Source organism: Salinicoccus sp. Marseille-QA3875 (genome assembly GCF_054950095.1).
The window spans coordinates 845,987-863,286 of record NZ_CM143103.1; the positions used below are offsets into that span (position 1 = coordinate 845,987).

Here is a 17,300-nt window from a genome sequence, read left to right on the forward strand (position 1 = left end):
TTATTTTGTCGTATTTTCGTATTCATTATTCAATACATTTTCAATTGCGACTGCTACGCCGTCTTCAATATTCGTTCCGGTAACTACATCAGCGATTGCTTTTACTTCCGACGTCGCATTCCCCATGGCTACGGCAGTACCGGCTCGTTTCAGCATGGAAATATCATTTAAGTTATCTCCGATTGCCATTGCATCCTTTAAATCAACATTAAGTTCTGCTGCCATCTTTTCAAGTGCAATACCTTTTTGAGCAGATCTATGCGTCAGTTCGATATTACCGTAAGAGGATGCTGATACAGCAAATTCATCAATTTCGTGCAAGTAGTTTTTCGCTCTCACAAGTTTTGGCATGCTCGCTGAAGCAGCTAAAAACTTTAAGATTTCTTCATCTTCCCGCTCGTATATTTCTCTGTAATCCGATACTTCCTTCAAAGATGTCTTTTCCAGTCTTTCACGCATTAACCTGCGTATTTTCCCGACATCCGGACTTCCGCCGGATTGTTCAGCTAATTCAATGAATATGTCTATATCCTTCTCAATGCTGGTCGTATAAATTGCACGGTCTGTATATACCTGATAGAAAAGGTCTTCAGATTTAAAAATATCAGTGGCCTGGGCAACCAATTCACTGTTCAGTGGATAATTAACCACGACTTCATGCTGATCGTTACGGACCTGGGCACCGTTCAAACATATATACGGAAGGTTCAGATCATACTCCCTGACAATGGCATGTGCTTCATAAAAAGCCCTGCCTGTCGCAATTACAACCTGGATTCCCTGTTCAAGCGCCTTGTTAATCGCAAGGATTGTCCTCGGGCTGATGGAATGTTCAGGTGTCAGCAGAGTTCCATCCATATCTATTGCTATCAACTTGACCATAAGCTGTATAAAACTCCTTTTAATTTTAATTTATAATAATAGAATTCTATCTTTGCCTGTCCTGTGATTTTCTTTGCCGCAAATCCTTAAAAAAACTTTTAAGAAGCTGGCTGCATTCTGTTTCCAATACTCCGGCAGTCACTCTGGGCCTGTGATTAAATCTTGGTTCATCCAATAATTCCATCAGGCTCCTGACCGTACCGCCCTTAGGATCATATGCACCGAAGATGACGTGTGATACACGGCTCATTATTATGGCGCCGGAACACATTACACAGGGCTCCAGAGTAACATATAAAGTACAATCTTCTAAACGGAAAGATTCAAAATGTTCACTGGCACGATGGATCGCAATCAGTTCGGCATGTGTTAACGGATGACTGGTTGTTTCCCTTAAATTATGCGCACGTGCAATGATTTCACCATTATGAACTATAACTGCTCCAATCGGCACTTCACCTTTATCAAATGCTTTCCCGGCTTCTTCCAGTGCCGCCCTCATAAATTCATTATGACTATTTTCTTTTGTCATGCAGTATAAACTCTCCACTTTCAATTAAATCGGTGATACTGTCCACAATCAGATCTGCACCTTTTAAATGTTCTCTCTTCGAAGTCCCGCTTAAAACCCCGATTGTGTAGAGTCCTTCGTCTTTACCAAGAAGAGTATCCGCATTATTATCGCCGATCATCACCACGTCACCGACTTCATAGTCATGTCTGCTGAGGAAAGGGTGCAGCACGCGGATGTCCGGCTTTTGATAATCTGTATCATCACCGGCAACAATATCATCAATCAGATCCGTAATTTCAAGTTTTTCAATAAAAAGCTCAGTGCCTTTCCTGCTGTCACTTGTAACGATAACATTTTTATAACCTAAAGACTTCAAAGTGGAAAGAACGTACCTTGAACCATCGATAAGTTCCATGTTGCTCGCGATATACTCTAAATTTTCTTCATAATAATTTTGTGCCCATTCGCCGCCGCCCTGTGCAAATTTTTCATACTGTTCATGAATATCTGCCGCTGTGCCGCTTGCGACTACAGCGTCGGATTGAATTTTACCTTCAACCAGGCCAAGGGCATGTGCGACATTTTCTTTTTGTGAATGAATATTAAAGTGTTCGGTAAAAGCTTCAACACTTTTAATTGCAAAAGGAGTCCAGACTTTTTCATAATTCAACAACGTGCCGTCCTTATCAAACAGTATCGCTTTCAATGACTATCCTCCTAGCAAAAATAAGAAGGCAAAAGCCTTCTTATAATTTTTCTCTTATTGCATTGATCATTTCTACGGTCATTTTTTCTAAATCATACTTAGGATTGAAACCCCACTGCTCTTTCGCAGCACTCACGTCAATGGCATCCGGCCAGCTCTCTGCAAGGCCCTGACGTACAGGATCCACATCATATGACAACTCAAATTCCGGAATGTGTTTTTTTATTTCACCGGCAACAGTTTCCGGTTCGATACTCATCGCAGTGACATTGAATGCATTGCGGTCAATCAGATTTTCCTCATCTGCCTCCATCAACTTGATGATGGCATCAATCGCATCATCCATATACATCATGTCCATATAAGTCCCCTGTCCTATATAGGATGTATAGCTGCCCTTCTTAACTGCTTCGAAAAATATTTCTACAGCGTAGTCTGTCGTGCCGCCGCCAGGTTCTTTAATGTGTGATATCAAACCTGGAAAGCGCACTCCGCGTGTATCCACGCCAAATTTCGAATGGTAATAGTCACAGAGCAGTTCGCCTGAGACTTTATTCACGCCATACATGGAAGTCGGTCTTTGTATCGTCGTCTGAGGTGTATCTTTTTTAGGTGTTGATGGACCGAAAGCTCCGATTGAACTCGGTGTGAAAAATTTAAGGTTCCTGGTCCTTGCAACTTCAAGGGCGTTGACCAGTCCGCCCATATTTATATCCCATGCTATCATGGGTCTCTCTTCACATGTTGCACTGAGCAGCGCCGCCATATGCATGATGGTGTCCGGCTCAAATTCATCCGCGAGCTCTACCATCTCATTATACCTTCTTACATCCAGTATTTTAAACGGTTTGCCTTTTAATGGCCCTTCCTCCGGTTCATTGATATCTGTCGGCAGAACATTTTCTTCACCGTATATTTCCCTTAATCTTACTGTCAGCTCAGTTCCAATCTGTCCAAGCGCCCCTGTTATTAAAATTCTTTTCATAATAAACCCCTTCAGGAAATAACCTTCAGTTCTTTTCCGACTTTCTCATAGATTTTAAGTGCATCATTCAGCATCTCTTTCGTATGTGATGCCATCGGCATATTACGCACACGTCCTGTGCCTCTCGGCACCGTCGGGAAGACGATGGATTTCGCATAGACGCCCTCTTCCATCAGGCGCTTTGAGAATTCCTGCGTGGTTTTCTCATCCCCGATGATACAAGGTGTAATCGGTGTTTCTGAATTACCGATATCAAAGCCCAGCTCTTTTAATCCGCTCTTCAAATAATTGCCGTTTTCCCACAGCTGGTCATGCAGTTCAGTTGAAGCCATCAACATCTTGATTGCTTCATTGATTGCTTTCGTATCTCCCGGCGTCAATGATGTTGAAAACAGGAATGGACGCGCCGCCACTTTTAAGTAATCGATCAGTTCCTGTGTACCGGCCACATAACCGCCGACCACTCCGATCGCTTTGGACAGGGTCCCCATCTGGATATCTACATCTTTTTCAAGTCCGAAGTGTTTTACAGTGCCTGCTCCTTTGCCCATTACACCTGAACCGTGGGCATCATCGACATAAGTGATCAGATCGAATTCTTTCGCGATTTCAACGATTTCAGGCAGTTTCGCAACGTCACCGTCCATTGAGAACACACCGTCAGTGATATACATCACTTTCTTATATTGACCCGACTCCACAGCTTCTTTTGCCTTTTTTCTCAAGTCATCCATATCCGAATGGTTTACACGGATGATTTTCGCACGCGACAGACGGCATCCGTCGATGATTGAAGCATGGTTCAGTTCGTCGGAAAGAATTGCATCTTCCTTGTTCATCACTGCCTGAATCGCTGCCATATTACAGTTAAAACCGGACTGGAATGCGACCGCACTTTCCGTCCCTTTAAATTTTGCCAGTGTTTCCTCCAGCTCAACATGGACATCGAGCGTACCGTTGATAGTTCTGACCGCGCCCGCTCCGACACCATGTGAATCGATTGTTTCCTTCGCTGCTTTCTTCAACGTTTCGTTCGTTGCCAGCCCTAAATAGTTATTAGAAGATAAATTGATTAATTCTTTATCATCAATATTGATTTTTGCACCGTTTGCGCCCTTCACCACATTGATTTCATTATATAGACCGTTATCCTTTAACTCCTTAAGGTTAGCTGATAAGTAATCGTTTAAAATTTTAGACATTTACCTCTCTCCTCTCATCATTAATTCTATCATAATTAAGCGCTTTCTTTTAATGAAAACTGGTATAATCCTAGTAATCGAAGTATTCTTTCTACATCAAATAGTTTAAAAAATTAAAAATTTTTGTTAAAATGAACTATTATCAAAATGGAGGTTAGTATATGACTATAAATGATTTGGCTGAATCCATCCTTCCTAAAATGATCGAGCATAGAAGGTATCTGCATATGCATCCGGAAGTATCATTCCATGAAGAGGAAACTTATAAATATATATTAAAATATTTACAACAATACGATAGTTTGAAAATCCGTGAAAAGGTCGGCGGCAAAGGGCTGCTCGCGACTTTTGGTGAAGGTCGCCCCCACATAGCAATCCGTGCGGATTTCGATGCGCTGCCGATCCAGGATGACAAGGATGTGCCGTATAAATCAACGGTCGATGGTGTCATGCATGCCTGCGGCCATGACGGTCATACGAGTACTTTATTCGCCCTGGTGGATATTTTGAATGAACAGCAAAAAGCAGGCAGATTAGCCGGATCCGTGTCGTTCATCTTCCAGTTTGCCGAAGAAGTCCAGCCCGGCGGCGCTGTCTCGATGGTGGAAGATGACGTACTGGATGGTATCGACAAAGTATACGGCCAGCATTACTGGAGCCAGTATCCGACACATACCATCAAGGTAAAACCGGGTCCGATAATTTCAAGTCCGGATTACTTTGTCATTACCATTCATGGTAAAGGCGGACACGCCGCACATCCCCATGAGGCAGTCGATCCTGTACTGATTGCCGCGGAGGTCATCACAAACTTGCAGAGCGTGGTTTCAAGACAGATCTCCCCTGTTGACAATGCCGTTGTCACTTTCGGCAAAGTCAGTGCGGGCACAGCGTTTAATGTCATACCTGATACCGCTGAAATTGTAGGTACTGTACGTACTTTCAAACCTGAAATCAAAGACAAGATTTATGAAATATTCCAGAATGAAGTGGAACTTACAGCAAAAAAACGTGGTGCCGAAGGCGAACTTTATTATAACTACGGTTATCCTGCAGTCATCAATCATGATGATGAGGCAGAAGTCATCGAACAGGCAGCGAAAGATCTGGGACTCCCTTTCGAAACCGCAAAGCCGTTGATGATCGGGGAAGATTTCAGTTATTACATTCTGGAAAAGCCCGGCGCATTTTTCTTTACCGGCTCCGGCAACAATGATAAGAACTCAACTTATGTCCATCACCATTCGATGTTTGATCTGGATGAAGATGCCATGGTCAGCGGATTATCCATGTTCATGAAAATACTTGAGCTTGAGCAGGTGATCAAATGGAGTTAAAAGAGATAGAGAAATTGGCCAGTGGCAGCTTCAATGAACTGGTGAAACTGCGCAGGCATTTCCATATGAACCCTGAATTATCCTTTAAGGAAGTGCACACCCCGGCTTATATCGCAAACTATCTTCATGAACTGGGATTGGATGTGCGTGAAGGCGTCGGCGGACGCGGTGTCGTCGCCAAGCTCATAATCGATGAGAATCTGCCCACAATTGCACTTCGTGCCGATTTTGACGCATTACCCATCCATGACCAGAAAGACGTGCCATACCGCTCTGTAGTGCCTGGAGTGATGCATGCGTGCGGACATGATGCACATACTTCTGTAATCATGACAGCTGCACGTATTTTAAGTGAAAATAGAAATTCGCTTAAAGGGAACGTAGTATTCATATTCCAGCATGCCGAGGAAGTCGATCCCGGCGGTGCGATACAGATGATTGCCGACGGATGTCTCGACGGTGTGGATGCAATATTCGGCCAGCATGTATCCACGAGTCTCGATATCGGTACAATCGGCTATAAAAAAGGAACAGCAACCGGCATGCCGGACGACTTCACGGTGAAGATCAAAGGCCGTGGCGGACACGCTTCGAAGCCCGACGGTGCAATCGACCCCCTCGCTGCTGCGATTTCATTCTGCAACCAGATGCAATATGCCGTTACACGCAAAGCTTCTCCAATGGAGCCTGTCGTGCTGTCGATCACGATGTTCAACGGCGGCCACCAGCATAATGTCATTCCTGATGAAGTCGAAGTCGGGGGAACTATCCGGACATTCAACAAAGAGACGCAGGATGTCATGATCAAAGAGTTGAAAAGGTGTCTTGAGGGGCTGGTCACGATGACCGGAATCTCATATGACCTGGATTACATGAAAGGCTACCCGCCTGTAGTCAATGACGATGAAAAAACGGATATGATCATCCAGGCCTCGAATGAGGTCTCTACTGTCAGCCAGGTCCAGTCTCTGGAAGCGGATCTCGGAGGGGAAGACTTTTCCTACTATTTGCAAAGAGTGCCCGGGACGTTTTATTATACAGGCGTGAAGAACGCCAGTTTCAGAGCCGATTATCCACATCATCACGGCATGTTCGATATCGATGAAAAAGGACTGATCAATGCATTGTCAGTGATGCTGCGCTCAGTGTTCATATATTTTGAAGAGGAGGCGTCAAAGTAATGGATATAAAACAGGAGATAGAATCCAGATTCGAAGAGATGGCAGCCGTGCGTCGTCACATGCACAGATATCCCGAACTGTCATTCCAGGAAGAGAAGACCAAAGCCTATATATACGATCAGATCAAGGACCTTCCTCTGGAAATAAAAAGAGACGTCGGCGGAAATGGTTTAAGTGCGAGATTACAGGTCAGCGATGATTATAAAACAGTCGGACTCCGTGCGGATTTTGATGCACTCGCAATCCAGGAAGAAAATGATGTAGAGTATAAGTCGGAAATTGACGGCGCGATGCATGCATGCGGCCACGATGCCCACACAGCAATGCTGATAACCACGGCTAAAATATTATGTGAGAATCAAGATGCCCTGCCAGTCAATGTCGTATTCATATTCCAGCATGCTGAAGAACAGCTGCCCGGTGGAGCGAAAAGCATGGTCGAAGCCGGCGTACTTGAAAATGTGGATTATATTTATGGTATTCATGTCTCAAGCAAATACCCCGTCGGCACACTCGGCTATTCGTACGGATATAAACATGCGAGTGCCGACGCTTTTACATTCAATATAATCGGAAGAGGCGGCCACGGTGCAGAGCCGCACGAAGCGATCGACCCGGTTGTCGCATCCGCTTCACTGATCCAGCAGCTGCAGACGATTGTTTCGAGGACCGTAGATCCATTGAAATCGGCAGTCGTCACTGCATCCATGTTCAATGCCGGCAGTGCATTCAATATCATACCGACCAAGTCAGAAGTCGCCGGAACAGTCCGTACATTTGAAAAAAGTGTCCAGGAGCAAGTTATCGGACGCATGGAAGGCATCCGTAAAGGGATTGAAGACAGCTTCAATCTAAAATGTGAGCTCGATTATGAAAAAGGATACCCTGCAGTATTGAACACCGATGCAGAGGTCGATCTGCTGGTGGAAACTTCCGGCGGCGATACGGATTTTATTACAAGCGTTGAAGAAGTTGAGACTTCAATGGGCGGCGAAGACTTCGCCTACTATCTTGAGAAAATACCAGGTGCATTCTATAACATCGGAACGAAGAATACAGCACTCGGGACAGACTATCCACATCACCATCCGAAATTCAACATCGATGAAGATGGAATGAAAGCAGGCGTCGAGTCATATTTGAGATTGATTACCGGATTTAGAGAAGTTTAAAAAAATGATAGGTTTGTCAGAACTGCTCACATAGCTAGAAATATCACAGCAAATACGAAAAAAGGTCAAAATCCCAAATAGGATTTTGACCTTTTCATTTACTTCGGCAATATTAAATTTTCCGCTTCTTTCAATATTTCGTAGGCATCATCTGATTTATTGGAACATACGACGATGGTAATGTCCTCACCGGGATAATGCACAGCACGGAAATTCACGCCGGGGTCATATCCCATCTGGATATATTTAACTACACCTTCTCCAGACGTTTCCATATATCCCGAGTAGCCATAATGAATATCTTCCCCTACACTCACCTGAGGTTTCAGAAATACCCGCATCATTTCTTCTGTTAAAATTTTACCATCCTTCAATGCTTTCCAAAATAAACCGATATCCGCAGCAGTCACATAAGCGCCGCCATCCGGACCGCCCTTAGCAGGCAGTGAAAAGATGTTGGATTTCCATGTGCCGTCAGATTTTTCCATATAGCCCATCGCCACATTGCCGGGTAATTCGTCCGCTGAAAAATACCCTGAATCATACATACTTGCCCTTTGAAATATATGCTCCTCTATATAATCTGCGAACGCCATGCCGCTGACCTGCTCAACCACCATACCTAAAATGATATAGCCGGTATTATTATAGTTAAATGGACTGCCGGCTGCACCAGCCATCTTCTCATATTGGAACATCGGCAGAAAATCTTTCGTCGAGCGCACCCTGTACATCGGAAGCACTTCCCAAAGTTCTTCAAAATCATCCATTTCATCCTCGTCAAAATAATCCGGTACACCGGATGTGTGGGTCAGCAGATGATGTATGGTGATATCCTCATCAAAGTGTGGAAATTCAGTATCCAGACAGTCGATGAGCTTCGTATTAAAAGCCAGCTTTCCATCCCCTGCCAGCCTGCAGATTGCAGCAGATGTAAAAATCTTGCTTCCCGAGGCTATAGAGAATCTTGTATCCGGCTGGTTCAAAATTTTTTCCGACTTGTTGGCAAAACCAAAACCGTCCGAGAACAGTATCTCATCATTACTTTCAACGTAAATGCTGCCTGAAAATTCAAGTTCCTTTTGCCTGTCTGCTAAATGATTCCAATTCACCTTATCATTCATTTTCAGTTCCCCCTGAATGTATTTTATACTTGCTTAAAACACATCCAACTAGCCTTTTCATATTTGATAATGAATCATCTCATTCTCCCCCTTTTATCTTTTCGATCATATCATCAAAAGTATCATTGTGCAATATTACAATGAAACCACCCTGAAAGCAGTTGCCGCTTCAGGATGGTCAGAATAATCTTCAACTATATACTTGCTCTCACAACTTTTTTATAATATCCAAGCGAAATCACGGCAAATATTGAATACAGCACAGTATATGCTCCCATCACTATCAACATCGGGGTCCACATCTCAATTCCGAATATGAACCATCCCGATTGCACGGCAAAATACGTGTGCAGCAAGCCGATGATCAACGGTATACCGAATGTGATTGCCATTTTCAAAGCGAGACCACGTAATATTTCACTTTCCCTGAAGCCAAGTCTGCGCAGTACGCTGTAACTGCCCTTTTCATTTTCACATTCATCAATCTGTTTAAAGTATAATATACAGCCGGATGTCAGTAAAAATGCAAAACCTAAAAACCCGATGATAAATGTCATCATTCCTGTCATCTTGACCATCTCTTCGTATGATTGAAGTTTAGAACTGAATGGCGGATTATTTTCATCGTCCATCAGTTCAAAAATCTCACTGGAGTCATCTCCTGCAATATTAAAAGCGTACATATCAGTCGGCATATCATTCTCACTGTTTGAATCCGGCTGATTATCATATAGATTCTGATAGACCTCGTCGTCCACGATCACGACAGGCAGCCCGTAGGATACGTTCGAGGGGATGACCGCCTTATCATCGACGTCAACGACTTCCACCGTCCGTGTGAAATATTTTTCATCAGTGAATGTCATCTGATCACCGACTTCATGTTCACTGAACATATCCTGAATTGCTAAATGACCGGTAACATGAGATTCATTTTTGCCCACATCGAAGCCTTCGAACTCGTTTTCACTTGCAACGACTACACTGTTTTGAAATAAACTGCCTTCGTTTTCTTCGCCTTTTTCATTTTCTTCTTCCAATCCAAAGTGGATGAAAGACTTCTCCATACGTTCAATTTCAATACCTTCATCATTCAACAGTTCTTCATAGAAATTCAAATCCTCTTCCGAATACACAGTATACTCATACGGATCGGTACTATTAAGCATTTTGTCCGTCGAATAATAACTGATATAACTCAGTGACATCGCCGTAATACTGATAGCTGTGATGACTGTGATCACCGTCAGTAAAAATGCATTTGACCGCATTTTAAACATCACGCTTGTAATCGACAGCACATCGTTTACATCCACATGTCCATTTTTCGCCCGGCGTATCAGATTCAATATAAATGTGATCGAATATTTAAATGTAATATAAGTACCGGCAATCGTTAAAAATAGGATGATCAACATATTAACCGGCAGCATGAAGGGATTCCCCATGGCACTTTCAAATAATTCTCCTGACATGTAATAGCCGTAACCCACCATGACAAGCCCGATGACCCCCATGATAATCGTACCGATGCCCACCGGCTTGCCTGCTGTTTCGGAGGTTTTATTGAGCTTAAGCAGTCTGATCAATGAAGAGCTTCTTAAAAATATATAATTTTGGATCATCAAAATGATGAATATCACAATGAATACTGCAGCTGTAATCCATACTGCGGTAAAAGAAAAACTCATATTTACCAGCATATCCACTCTCATTATTCTTAAAAGCAAGAGGAGCAGCAATCGGGATATAAAGAACCCAAGCAGTATACCGCCTATCAGACTGCCAAAGTAAATCATGAAATTTTCCAGCGCCAAAATTCTGAATACCCTGAGCCTGTCCATCCCTATCAATTGATAAAGTGCCAATTCCTTATGGCGTCTTTTAATAAAAATCATATTGGCAAACATGACAAATAATGAAATGATGATGAATATTACTACAGACCCCACCATAAAGAGAGAGGATAAGCCCGTATTTCCTGAAATTTCGGCTGATGCAGCATCATCCAACGACAGCAGTACGAGTGAAAAAAACAAGGACACACTGAAGATGAGCGCAAAAATATACAAGGCATAGTTTTTTATATTTCTCAAAAAGTTTTTTATGATTAAACTATTCAGCATCTTCAATCACACCACCCAGCACACGCTGTGTATCCAGAATTTCCTGATAGTAATTTTCCTGTGTCATATCTCCGCGCGTCAATGAAGTGTATACCTGGCCGTCTTTCAAAAAGACCACTCGATGTGAGAAGCTGGATGCTGCAGCATCATGCGTCACCATCAATATGCTTGTTTCTAACGTACTGTTCAACTGCTGGAGCTTCTTTAAAAGATCGCTTGCCGATTTAGAATCAAGCGCTCCTGTCGGTTCATCCGCAAATATGATTTTCGGTTGATGAATGAATGCACGGGCAGCACTTGTACGCTGTGCCTGTCCGCCCGAAACCTGACTTGGGTATTTATTTGCCAAATCTGTAATTCCCAATTCCCCCGCCACTTTATCAAAATGGGCCGAAGCTTCCTTCTTAGTCATGTCCCTTATGGCGAGCGGCAGCATGATATTTTCCTTAACGGTCAAAGTGTCGAGCAGATTATAATCTTGAAAAATAAAACCGAGGTCATTTTTTCTGAAATCTGCCAGTTTTTTATCTTTCAATGACGTGAAATCTGTACCGTCGATATAAATTTGGCCGCTTGTAACCCGGTCGATAGAACTTAAAACATTGAGCAGTGTCGTTTTACCAGAACCTGATGCGCCCATTATGGACACGAATTCTCCTCTGTTCAAATTGATATCTATACCTTTCAGGACATCTGTGCGGTTGAACTTATTACCAAAACTCTTCTTTATATTTTGTGCTTCTAATAATGTCATTATTAACCCTCCTGTATTTCTCTTATATATATTGTAACTAGAAAATATAATGACATCGTTTGATTGAGCGAACAAAAAACACTGCTAAGTGACATTTTTGTCACTTAGCAGTTATATTGGTGAATTGATTCTCTTTATTGAACTCAAGTGTCATGGTCGTATATTTTTCGTATGATGATTCAGCAGTAAGTTCAATGTTCAATGTCTCTGAGACATTTTTGGCTATATACAGACCCATTCCCGTCGACTGTTCGTCATGATGATCTCCTGTCGATGTAAATCCGGCTTCAAAAATCCTTTCCAGATCCCGCTTCTCTATACCTCTTCCATAATCCGTAATTGTGAGCATTGTAAACCCCTTCTCCGCGCTGCTCCGGATGACGATATCATTATCCTCGGAATATTTCACACTGTTCGTGATCAGCTGATCAATGATGAACTGACACCATTTCATATCCGTATATACGATATTTTCCTGCAGATCGATATCGAAGCCGATACATTTTCTGATGCATATTTCTTTTAATTTCCTGATCGAGCTGTTCAATACAATATTTAAATCGAGCGATTCTATGTACAGATCATTCTTTATATTCGGCAATCTTTTTAAATACAGCACTTCGTTCAGCATACCATTCAGCCGTGTCCACTCACTCAGCAATCTATTGCCTTCTGTTTCCGGTAAATCATCCAGCATCAGTTTCATCGTTGTCATCGGCATTTTCATATCATGGATGAAACGTGTAAGCTCATCCAGATTTTCCTTTGTTTTCAAAGATTCTTCATCAAGCTGCCGCTGATGCGTCACGCGCAGTTCATCCAGCTTTTCATAAATTTCATGCTGCGCCGGTGTATTTCCTTTCGTCAAACCCACCACATCATTCAACGTTTCAAGGTTTTCGAAATCATTGTAAAACTTCCTTTTCCGTCCATAATCCCAAATTATATATACGATTAATATGATCAGATTGAATAAAAATATATAGATTACAGATATATTGGGTATTCCGTTGTCCAGTAAACCGATTAATAATATTGAAATATTAAGTAGGAAAAATAATATGAAGACCGGTATGTTTTCTTGCCAGTACATCGACCACTACTCCTTTAAAATATAACCGATTCCGGTTTTAGTATGGATCGCTTCTTTCAAACCGATATTTTCCAGTTTTTTTCGCAGACGGTTAACATTGACCGTTAATGTATTATCACTGATAAATTTTGAGTCGTCCCACAGTGCCTCAATGATTTCTGTCCTCGATACAGTATCTCCTGCATTCTGTGACAGTATGGACAGAATATATGATTCATTCTTTGTCAGTTCCACAGTATGATCATCCACTGTGATAATCAATTTCTTGAAATCGAATATCGCATTTCTGAATTTAAATACATCCAGTTCTTTATTCTGATATTCATATGTACGTCTTAACAATGCCTGTACTTTGGCGTTCAGCACTTCAAAATTGAACGGTTTTTGCATATAATCATCTGCACCCATCTGCATGCTCATGACCATGTCAGTCGGATGATCTCTCGAAGATAAAAATATTATGGGTACTCTGGAAATATTTCTGATCATGCGGCACCAGTGAAAACCGTCGTACTTGGGCAGAGTGATATCAATGATGACGAGCGACGGTTCCAACTTTATAAAGTCGCTCATTACATCCGAGAAATCCTCTATGCCGTGCGCATCCACGTCCCACTCTTTAAAGCGTATGATCAACTCATCAAGAAGCACATCATCGTCTTCAATAATAAGTAATTCCACTGCTTTATACCTCCTTCTGAATTAAAGGTATTTCATTTATAATAGTATACGTTATAAATACCGGTTATAAAAACAAAAAAAGCGCAAAACCTTATTTAAGATTTTGCGCTTCAAATATATAATCACAGATTATTTTTTGATTTCAGTAACAACGCCTGAACCTACAGTACGTCCACCTTCACGGATTGAGAAACGAGTACCGTCTTCAATCGCGATTGGAGAAATAAGTTCAACATCAATTTCAACGTTGTCTCCAGGCATAACCATTTCAGTTCCTTCTGGAAGGTTTACTACACCAGTTACATCCGTAGTACGGAAGTAGAACTGTGGGCGGTAGTTAGTGAAGAATGGAGTATGACGTCCACCCTCTTCTTTTGAAAGAACATAAACTTCAGCTTTGAAGTTTGTGTGTGGTGTAATTGAACCAGGTGCTGCAAGCACTTGTCCACGCTGGATATCTTCGCGGGATACACCACGCAGTAATGCACCAATGTTGTCACCAGCTTCAGCATAGTCAAGAAGCTTACGGAACATTTCTACACCAGTGATAGTTGTTTTGTGTGATTCTTCAGCAAGTCCGATGATTTCAACTTCGTCACCAACTTTGATTTGACCACGGTCAACACGGCCTGTTGCAACAGTACCACGGCCAGTGATTGTGAATACGTCCTCAACCGGCATCATGAACGGCTTGTCAGAGTCACGCTCAGGAGTAGGGATGAACTCATCTACTGCTTGCATAAGATCAAGGATTCTTTGTTCCATGTCTGCATCGCCTTCAAGAGCTTTAAGTGCAGAACCAGCAATAACTGGAATGTCATCACCAGGGAAGTCATATTCAGAAAGAAGCTCGCGAACTTCCATTTCTACTAATTCAAGTAGTTCTTCGTCGTCCACCTGGTCAACTTTGTTCAAGAATACTACTAGTGCTGGAACACCAACGTTACGTGAAAGCAGGATGTGCTCACGAGTTTGTGGCATCGGGCCATCTGCTGCAGATACAACAAGGATAGCTCCATCCATTTGTGCTGCACCAGTGATCATGTTTTTAACGTAGTCAGCGTGACCTGGGCAGTCAACGTGTGCATAGTGACGAGTATCAGTTTCGTACTCGATGTGAGACGTGTTGATTGTAATACCACGCTCTTTTTCTTCTGGTGCGTTATCAATCTCAGCGTAGCTCTGAGCTGTAGTGTCACCATGTTTAGCAAGTACAGTTGCGATTGCAGCTGTTAAAGTTGTTTTACCGTGGTCAACGTGACCAATTGTACCGATGTTAGCATGTGTTTTCGAACGGTCGAATTTTTCTTTTGCCATTTTAAAATACATCTCCTTATTTAAAGAAATTAGTTTTTTATAGTTGCCCCGGGAAAAGTATAACACTTTCCAGAGTTGTTTCTAAGTCACTTATATACGATTCATATACAAAAATCAAGTTTATAAATTATTCACCAGTATTTTTCTTGATGATTTCTTCAGCAACTGATTTTGGTACTTCTTCGTAATGATCGAAAGACATTGAATAAGTTCCGCGGCCCTGAGTGTTTGAACGCAATGCTGTCGCATAACCGAACATTTCAGAAAGTGGAACGAATGCATTGACGACTTGTGCGTTACCACGGGCGTCCATACCTTCAACACGTCCACGACGGCTTGTTACGTCACCCATGATATCACCCATGTATTCTTCAGGCATAACGATTTCTACCTTCATCATAGGTTCTAAAATAACCGGATCACAAACTTTCGCAGCTTCTTTCAAAGCCAATGATGCAGCAATTTTGAAAGCCATCTCAGATGAATCGACATCGTGGTATGAACCATCAAAAAGTCTTGCTTTGACGTCTACCATCGGGTAGCCTGCAAGTACACCATTTTCTAATGAATCTCTGACTCCGGCTTCAACCGAAGGTATGAATTCACGTGGTACTGCACCGCCGACGATATTGTCTTCGAATTCAAAACCTGCACCTTGTTCGTTAGGTGTGAATTCAATATGAACATCACCAAACTGTCCGCGTCCACCAGACTGACGAGCGAATTTACCTTGAACTTTAGCCGCTGTTTTAAATGTTTCACGGTAAGATACCATTGGCGCACCAACGTTACATTCAACTTTGAATTCACGTTTCATACGGTCAACAAGTACATCCAAGTGTAATTCACCCATACCGCCAATGATAACCTGACCGGTTTCATTGTCAGTACGTGCAGTAAACGTAGGGTCTTCTTCCTGAAGTTTCACTAGAGCTGTAGTCATCTTATCCTGGTCAGCCTTGGATTTAGGCTCAACTGATAAGTGAATAACCGGCTCTGGGAAATCCATGGATTCAAGAATGATGTCAAGTTTCTCTTGTGTAAGGGTATCACCCGTACCAGTGTCTTTCAGACCTACTGCAGCTGCGATATCTCCTGCATAAACAGTAGAGATCTCTTCACGTGAGTTAGCGTGCATCTGTAAGATACGGCCAACACGTTCACGTTTGCCTTTAGTAGTGTTCTGAACGTAAGAACCAGCATCGAGTGTACCTGAGTACACGCGGAAGAAAGTAAGTTTACCTACATAAGGGTCAGTCATTACTTTAAACGCAAGTGCTGCAAACGGCTCAGAGTCATCTGGTTTTGCAATATATTCTTCCTCTTCATTATCCGTTTTATGACCGACAATCGGTTTAACGTCTAATGGAGATGGCAGGTAGTCCACTACTGCGTTAAGCAATAATTGAACGCCTTTGTTTTTAAATGCAGTTCCGCAAAGTGCAGGGTAGAATTCAACATCACAAGTTGCCTGACGAATTGCTGCTTTGAGCTCTTCTACAGTAAACTCTTCTCCGCCAAGGTATTTTTCCATAACGTCTTCGTTGACGTCGGCCAAACCTTCGATAAGAGCGTCTCTTGCTTCTGCTGCTTCAGCTTCATACTCTGCAGGGATCGCTATCTCTTCAATCTCTGTCCCTATGTCGTTACCGTAGTTGTATGCCTTCATTTCTACAAGATCAATGATGCCTGTGAAATTGTCTTCAGCACCAATCGGAAGCTGGACTGGGTGAATATTCGCTTGTAAACGGTCTTGTACAGTGCCTACTGCATACTTGAAGTCAGCACCGACTTTGTCCATTTTGTTTACGAACACAAGTCTTGGAACGCCGTATGTCGTCGCTTGACGCCACACTGTTTCTGTTTGTGGTTCAACACCTGACTGTGCATCAAGTACTGTAACCGCACTATCAAGTACACGAAGTGAACGTTCAACTTCAACAGTGAAGTCTACGTGTCCAGGTGTATCAATGATATTTACACGGTGTCCGTCCCACTGGGCTGTTGTCGCAGCAGATGTGATCGTGATACCACGTTCCTGCTCCTGCGCCATCCAGTCCATCTGTGAAGCACCTTCGTGTGTTTCACCAAGTTTGTGGATACGTCCTGTGTAATAAAGAATACGTTCAGTCGTCGTAGTCTTACCAGCATCGATGTGAGCCATGATACCGATGTTACGCGTATTATCTAACGAGAATGGTCTTGCCATGAGTATTCTTTTCTCCT

At 42.6% G+C, this 17,300-nt stretch carries 15 protein-coding genes; 3 read left to right on the top strand and 12 right to left on the bottom strand.

Annotation, left to right across the window (positions count from 1 at the left end; all coding sequences use genetic code 11):
* From ACY8DT_RS04420 to ACY8DT_RS04440, 5 genes are read right to left on the bottom strand one after another with little or no spacing between them, the layout of a single operon-like run.
* Nucleotides 1-882: a Cof-type HAD-IIB family hydrolase gene (locus ACY8DT_RS04420; RefSeq protein WP_462421724.1), complete on the bottom strand. Its 882-nt coding sequence runs from the start codon at nt 880-882 to the stop codon at nt 1-3.
* A gap of 46 nt (nt 883-928) precedes the next feature.
* On the bottom strand, nt 929-1,414 hold the full coding sequence (tadA, locus tag ACY8DT_RS04425) for a tRNA adenosine(34) deaminase TadA (RefSeq protein WP_462421725.1): 486 nt from the start codon (nt 1,412-1,414) through the stop codon (nt 929-931).
* Nucleotides 1,398-2,102: an HAD family hydrolase gene (locus ACY8DT_RS04430; RefSeq protein ID WP_462421726.1), complete on the bottom strand. Its 705-nt coding sequence runs from the start codon at nt 2,100-2,102 to the stop codon at nt 1,398-1,400. Before ACY8DT_RS04430 ends, tadA begins: the two co-directional genes overlap by 17 nt.
* 40 nt (nt 2,103-2,142) lie before the next feature.
* Nucleotides 2,143-3,087, bottom strand: a complete 945-nt coding sequence (locus ACY8DT_RS04435) for an NAD-dependent epimerase/dehydratase family protein (protein ID WP_462421727.1) — start codon at nt 3,085-3,087, stop codon at nt 2,143-2,145.
* A gap of 11 nt (nt 3,088-3,098) precedes the next feature.
* Nucleotides 3,099-4,289, bottom strand: a complete 1,191-nt coding sequence (locus ACY8DT_RS04440; protein WP_462421728.1) for a glycine C-acetyltransferase — start codon at nt 4,287-4,289, stop codon at nt 3,099-3,101.
* A gap of 161 nt (nt 4,290-4,450) precedes the next feature.
* Between ACY8DT_RS04440 and ACY8DT_RS04445 the strand changes: the two genes are divergently transcribed.
* From ACY8DT_RS04445 to ACY8DT_RS04455, 3 genes are read left to right on the top strand one after another with little or no spacing between them, the layout of a single operon-like run.
* On the top strand, nt 4,451-5,626 hold the full coding sequence (locus ACY8DT_RS04445; protein ID WP_462421729.1) for an amidohydrolase: 1,176 nt from the start codon (nt 4,451-4,453) through the stop codon (nt 5,624-5,626).
* Nucleotides 5,617-6,807 (top strand): amidohydrolase, encoded by a 1,191-nt coding sequence (locus tag ACY8DT_RS04450; protein WP_462421730.1) that lies wholly within the window; start codon nt 5,617-5,619, stop codon nt 6,805-6,807. Before ACY8DT_RS04445 ends, ACY8DT_RS04450 begins: the two co-directional genes overlap by 10 nt.
* A complete protein-coding gene (locus ACY8DT_RS04455) occupies nt 6,807-7,979 on the top strand; it encodes a M20 metallopeptidase family protein (protein ID WP_462421731.1) in 1,173 nt (390 codons plus the stop codon). The genes ACY8DT_RS04450 and ACY8DT_RS04455 overlap by 1 nt, the downstream gene beginning before the upstream one ends.
* Before the next feature lie 98 nt (nt 7,980-8,077).
* On the opposite strand, the gene ACY8DT_RS04460 is transcribed toward ACY8DT_RS04455, so the two are convergent.
* The 7 genes from ACY8DT_RS04460 to fusA form a co-directional block, all read right to left on the bottom strand.
* Nucleotides 8,078-9,103, bottom strand: coding sequence for a serine hydrolase domain-containing protein (locus ACY8DT_RS04460; protein WP_462421732.1), 1,026 nt, complete (start codon nt 9,101-9,103; stop codon nt 8,078-8,080).
* Nucleotides 9,104-9,297: 194 nt separating this feature from the next.
* On the bottom strand, nt 9,298-11,229 hold the full coding sequence (locus ACY8DT_RS04465; protein ID WP_462421733.1) for an ABC transporter permease: 1,932 nt from the start codon (nt 11,227-11,229) through the stop codon (nt 9,298-9,300).
* On the bottom strand, nt 11,219-11,983 hold the full coding sequence (locus ACY8DT_RS04470) for an ABC transporter ATP-binding protein (RefSeq protein ID WP_462421734.1): 765 nt from the start codon (nt 11,981-11,983) through the stop codon (nt 11,219-11,221). The genes ACY8DT_RS04465 and ACY8DT_RS04470 overlap by 11 nt, the downstream gene beginning before the upstream one ends.
* A gap of 100 nt (nt 11,984-12,083) precedes the next feature.
* Nucleotides 12,084-13,076: a sensor histidine kinase gene (locus tag ACY8DT_RS04475; protein WP_462421735.1), complete on the bottom strand. Its 993-nt coding sequence runs from the start codon at nt 13,074-13,076 to the stop codon at nt 12,084-12,086.
* A 6-nt stretch (nt 13,077-13,082) separates the two neighbouring features.
* Nucleotides 13,083-13,757 carry a response regulator transcription factor gene (locus ACY8DT_RS04480; RefSeq protein WP_462421736.1) on the bottom strand — a complete coding sequence of 225 codons (675 nt, stop codon included), beginning with the start codon at nt 13,755-13,757 and terminating at the stop codon, nt 13,083-13,085.
* 129 nt (nt 13,758-13,886) lie between these two features.
* The gene (gene tuf, locus ACY8DT_RS04485) at nt 13,887-15,074 is read right to left on the bottom strand and encodes an elongation factor Tu (RefSeq protein WP_462421737.1); all 1,188 of its coding nucleotides are present in this window, start codon (nt 15,072-15,074) and stop codon (nt 13,887-13,889) included.
* A 127-nt stretch (nt 15,075-15,201) separates the two neighbouring features.
* Nucleotides 15,202-17,283, bottom strand: coding sequence for an elongation factor G (fusA, locus tag ACY8DT_RS04490; protein ID WP_462421738.1), 2,082 nt, complete (start codon nt 17,281-17,283; stop codon nt 15,202-15,204).
* Nucleotides 17,284-17,300: the final 17 nt, after the last annotated feature.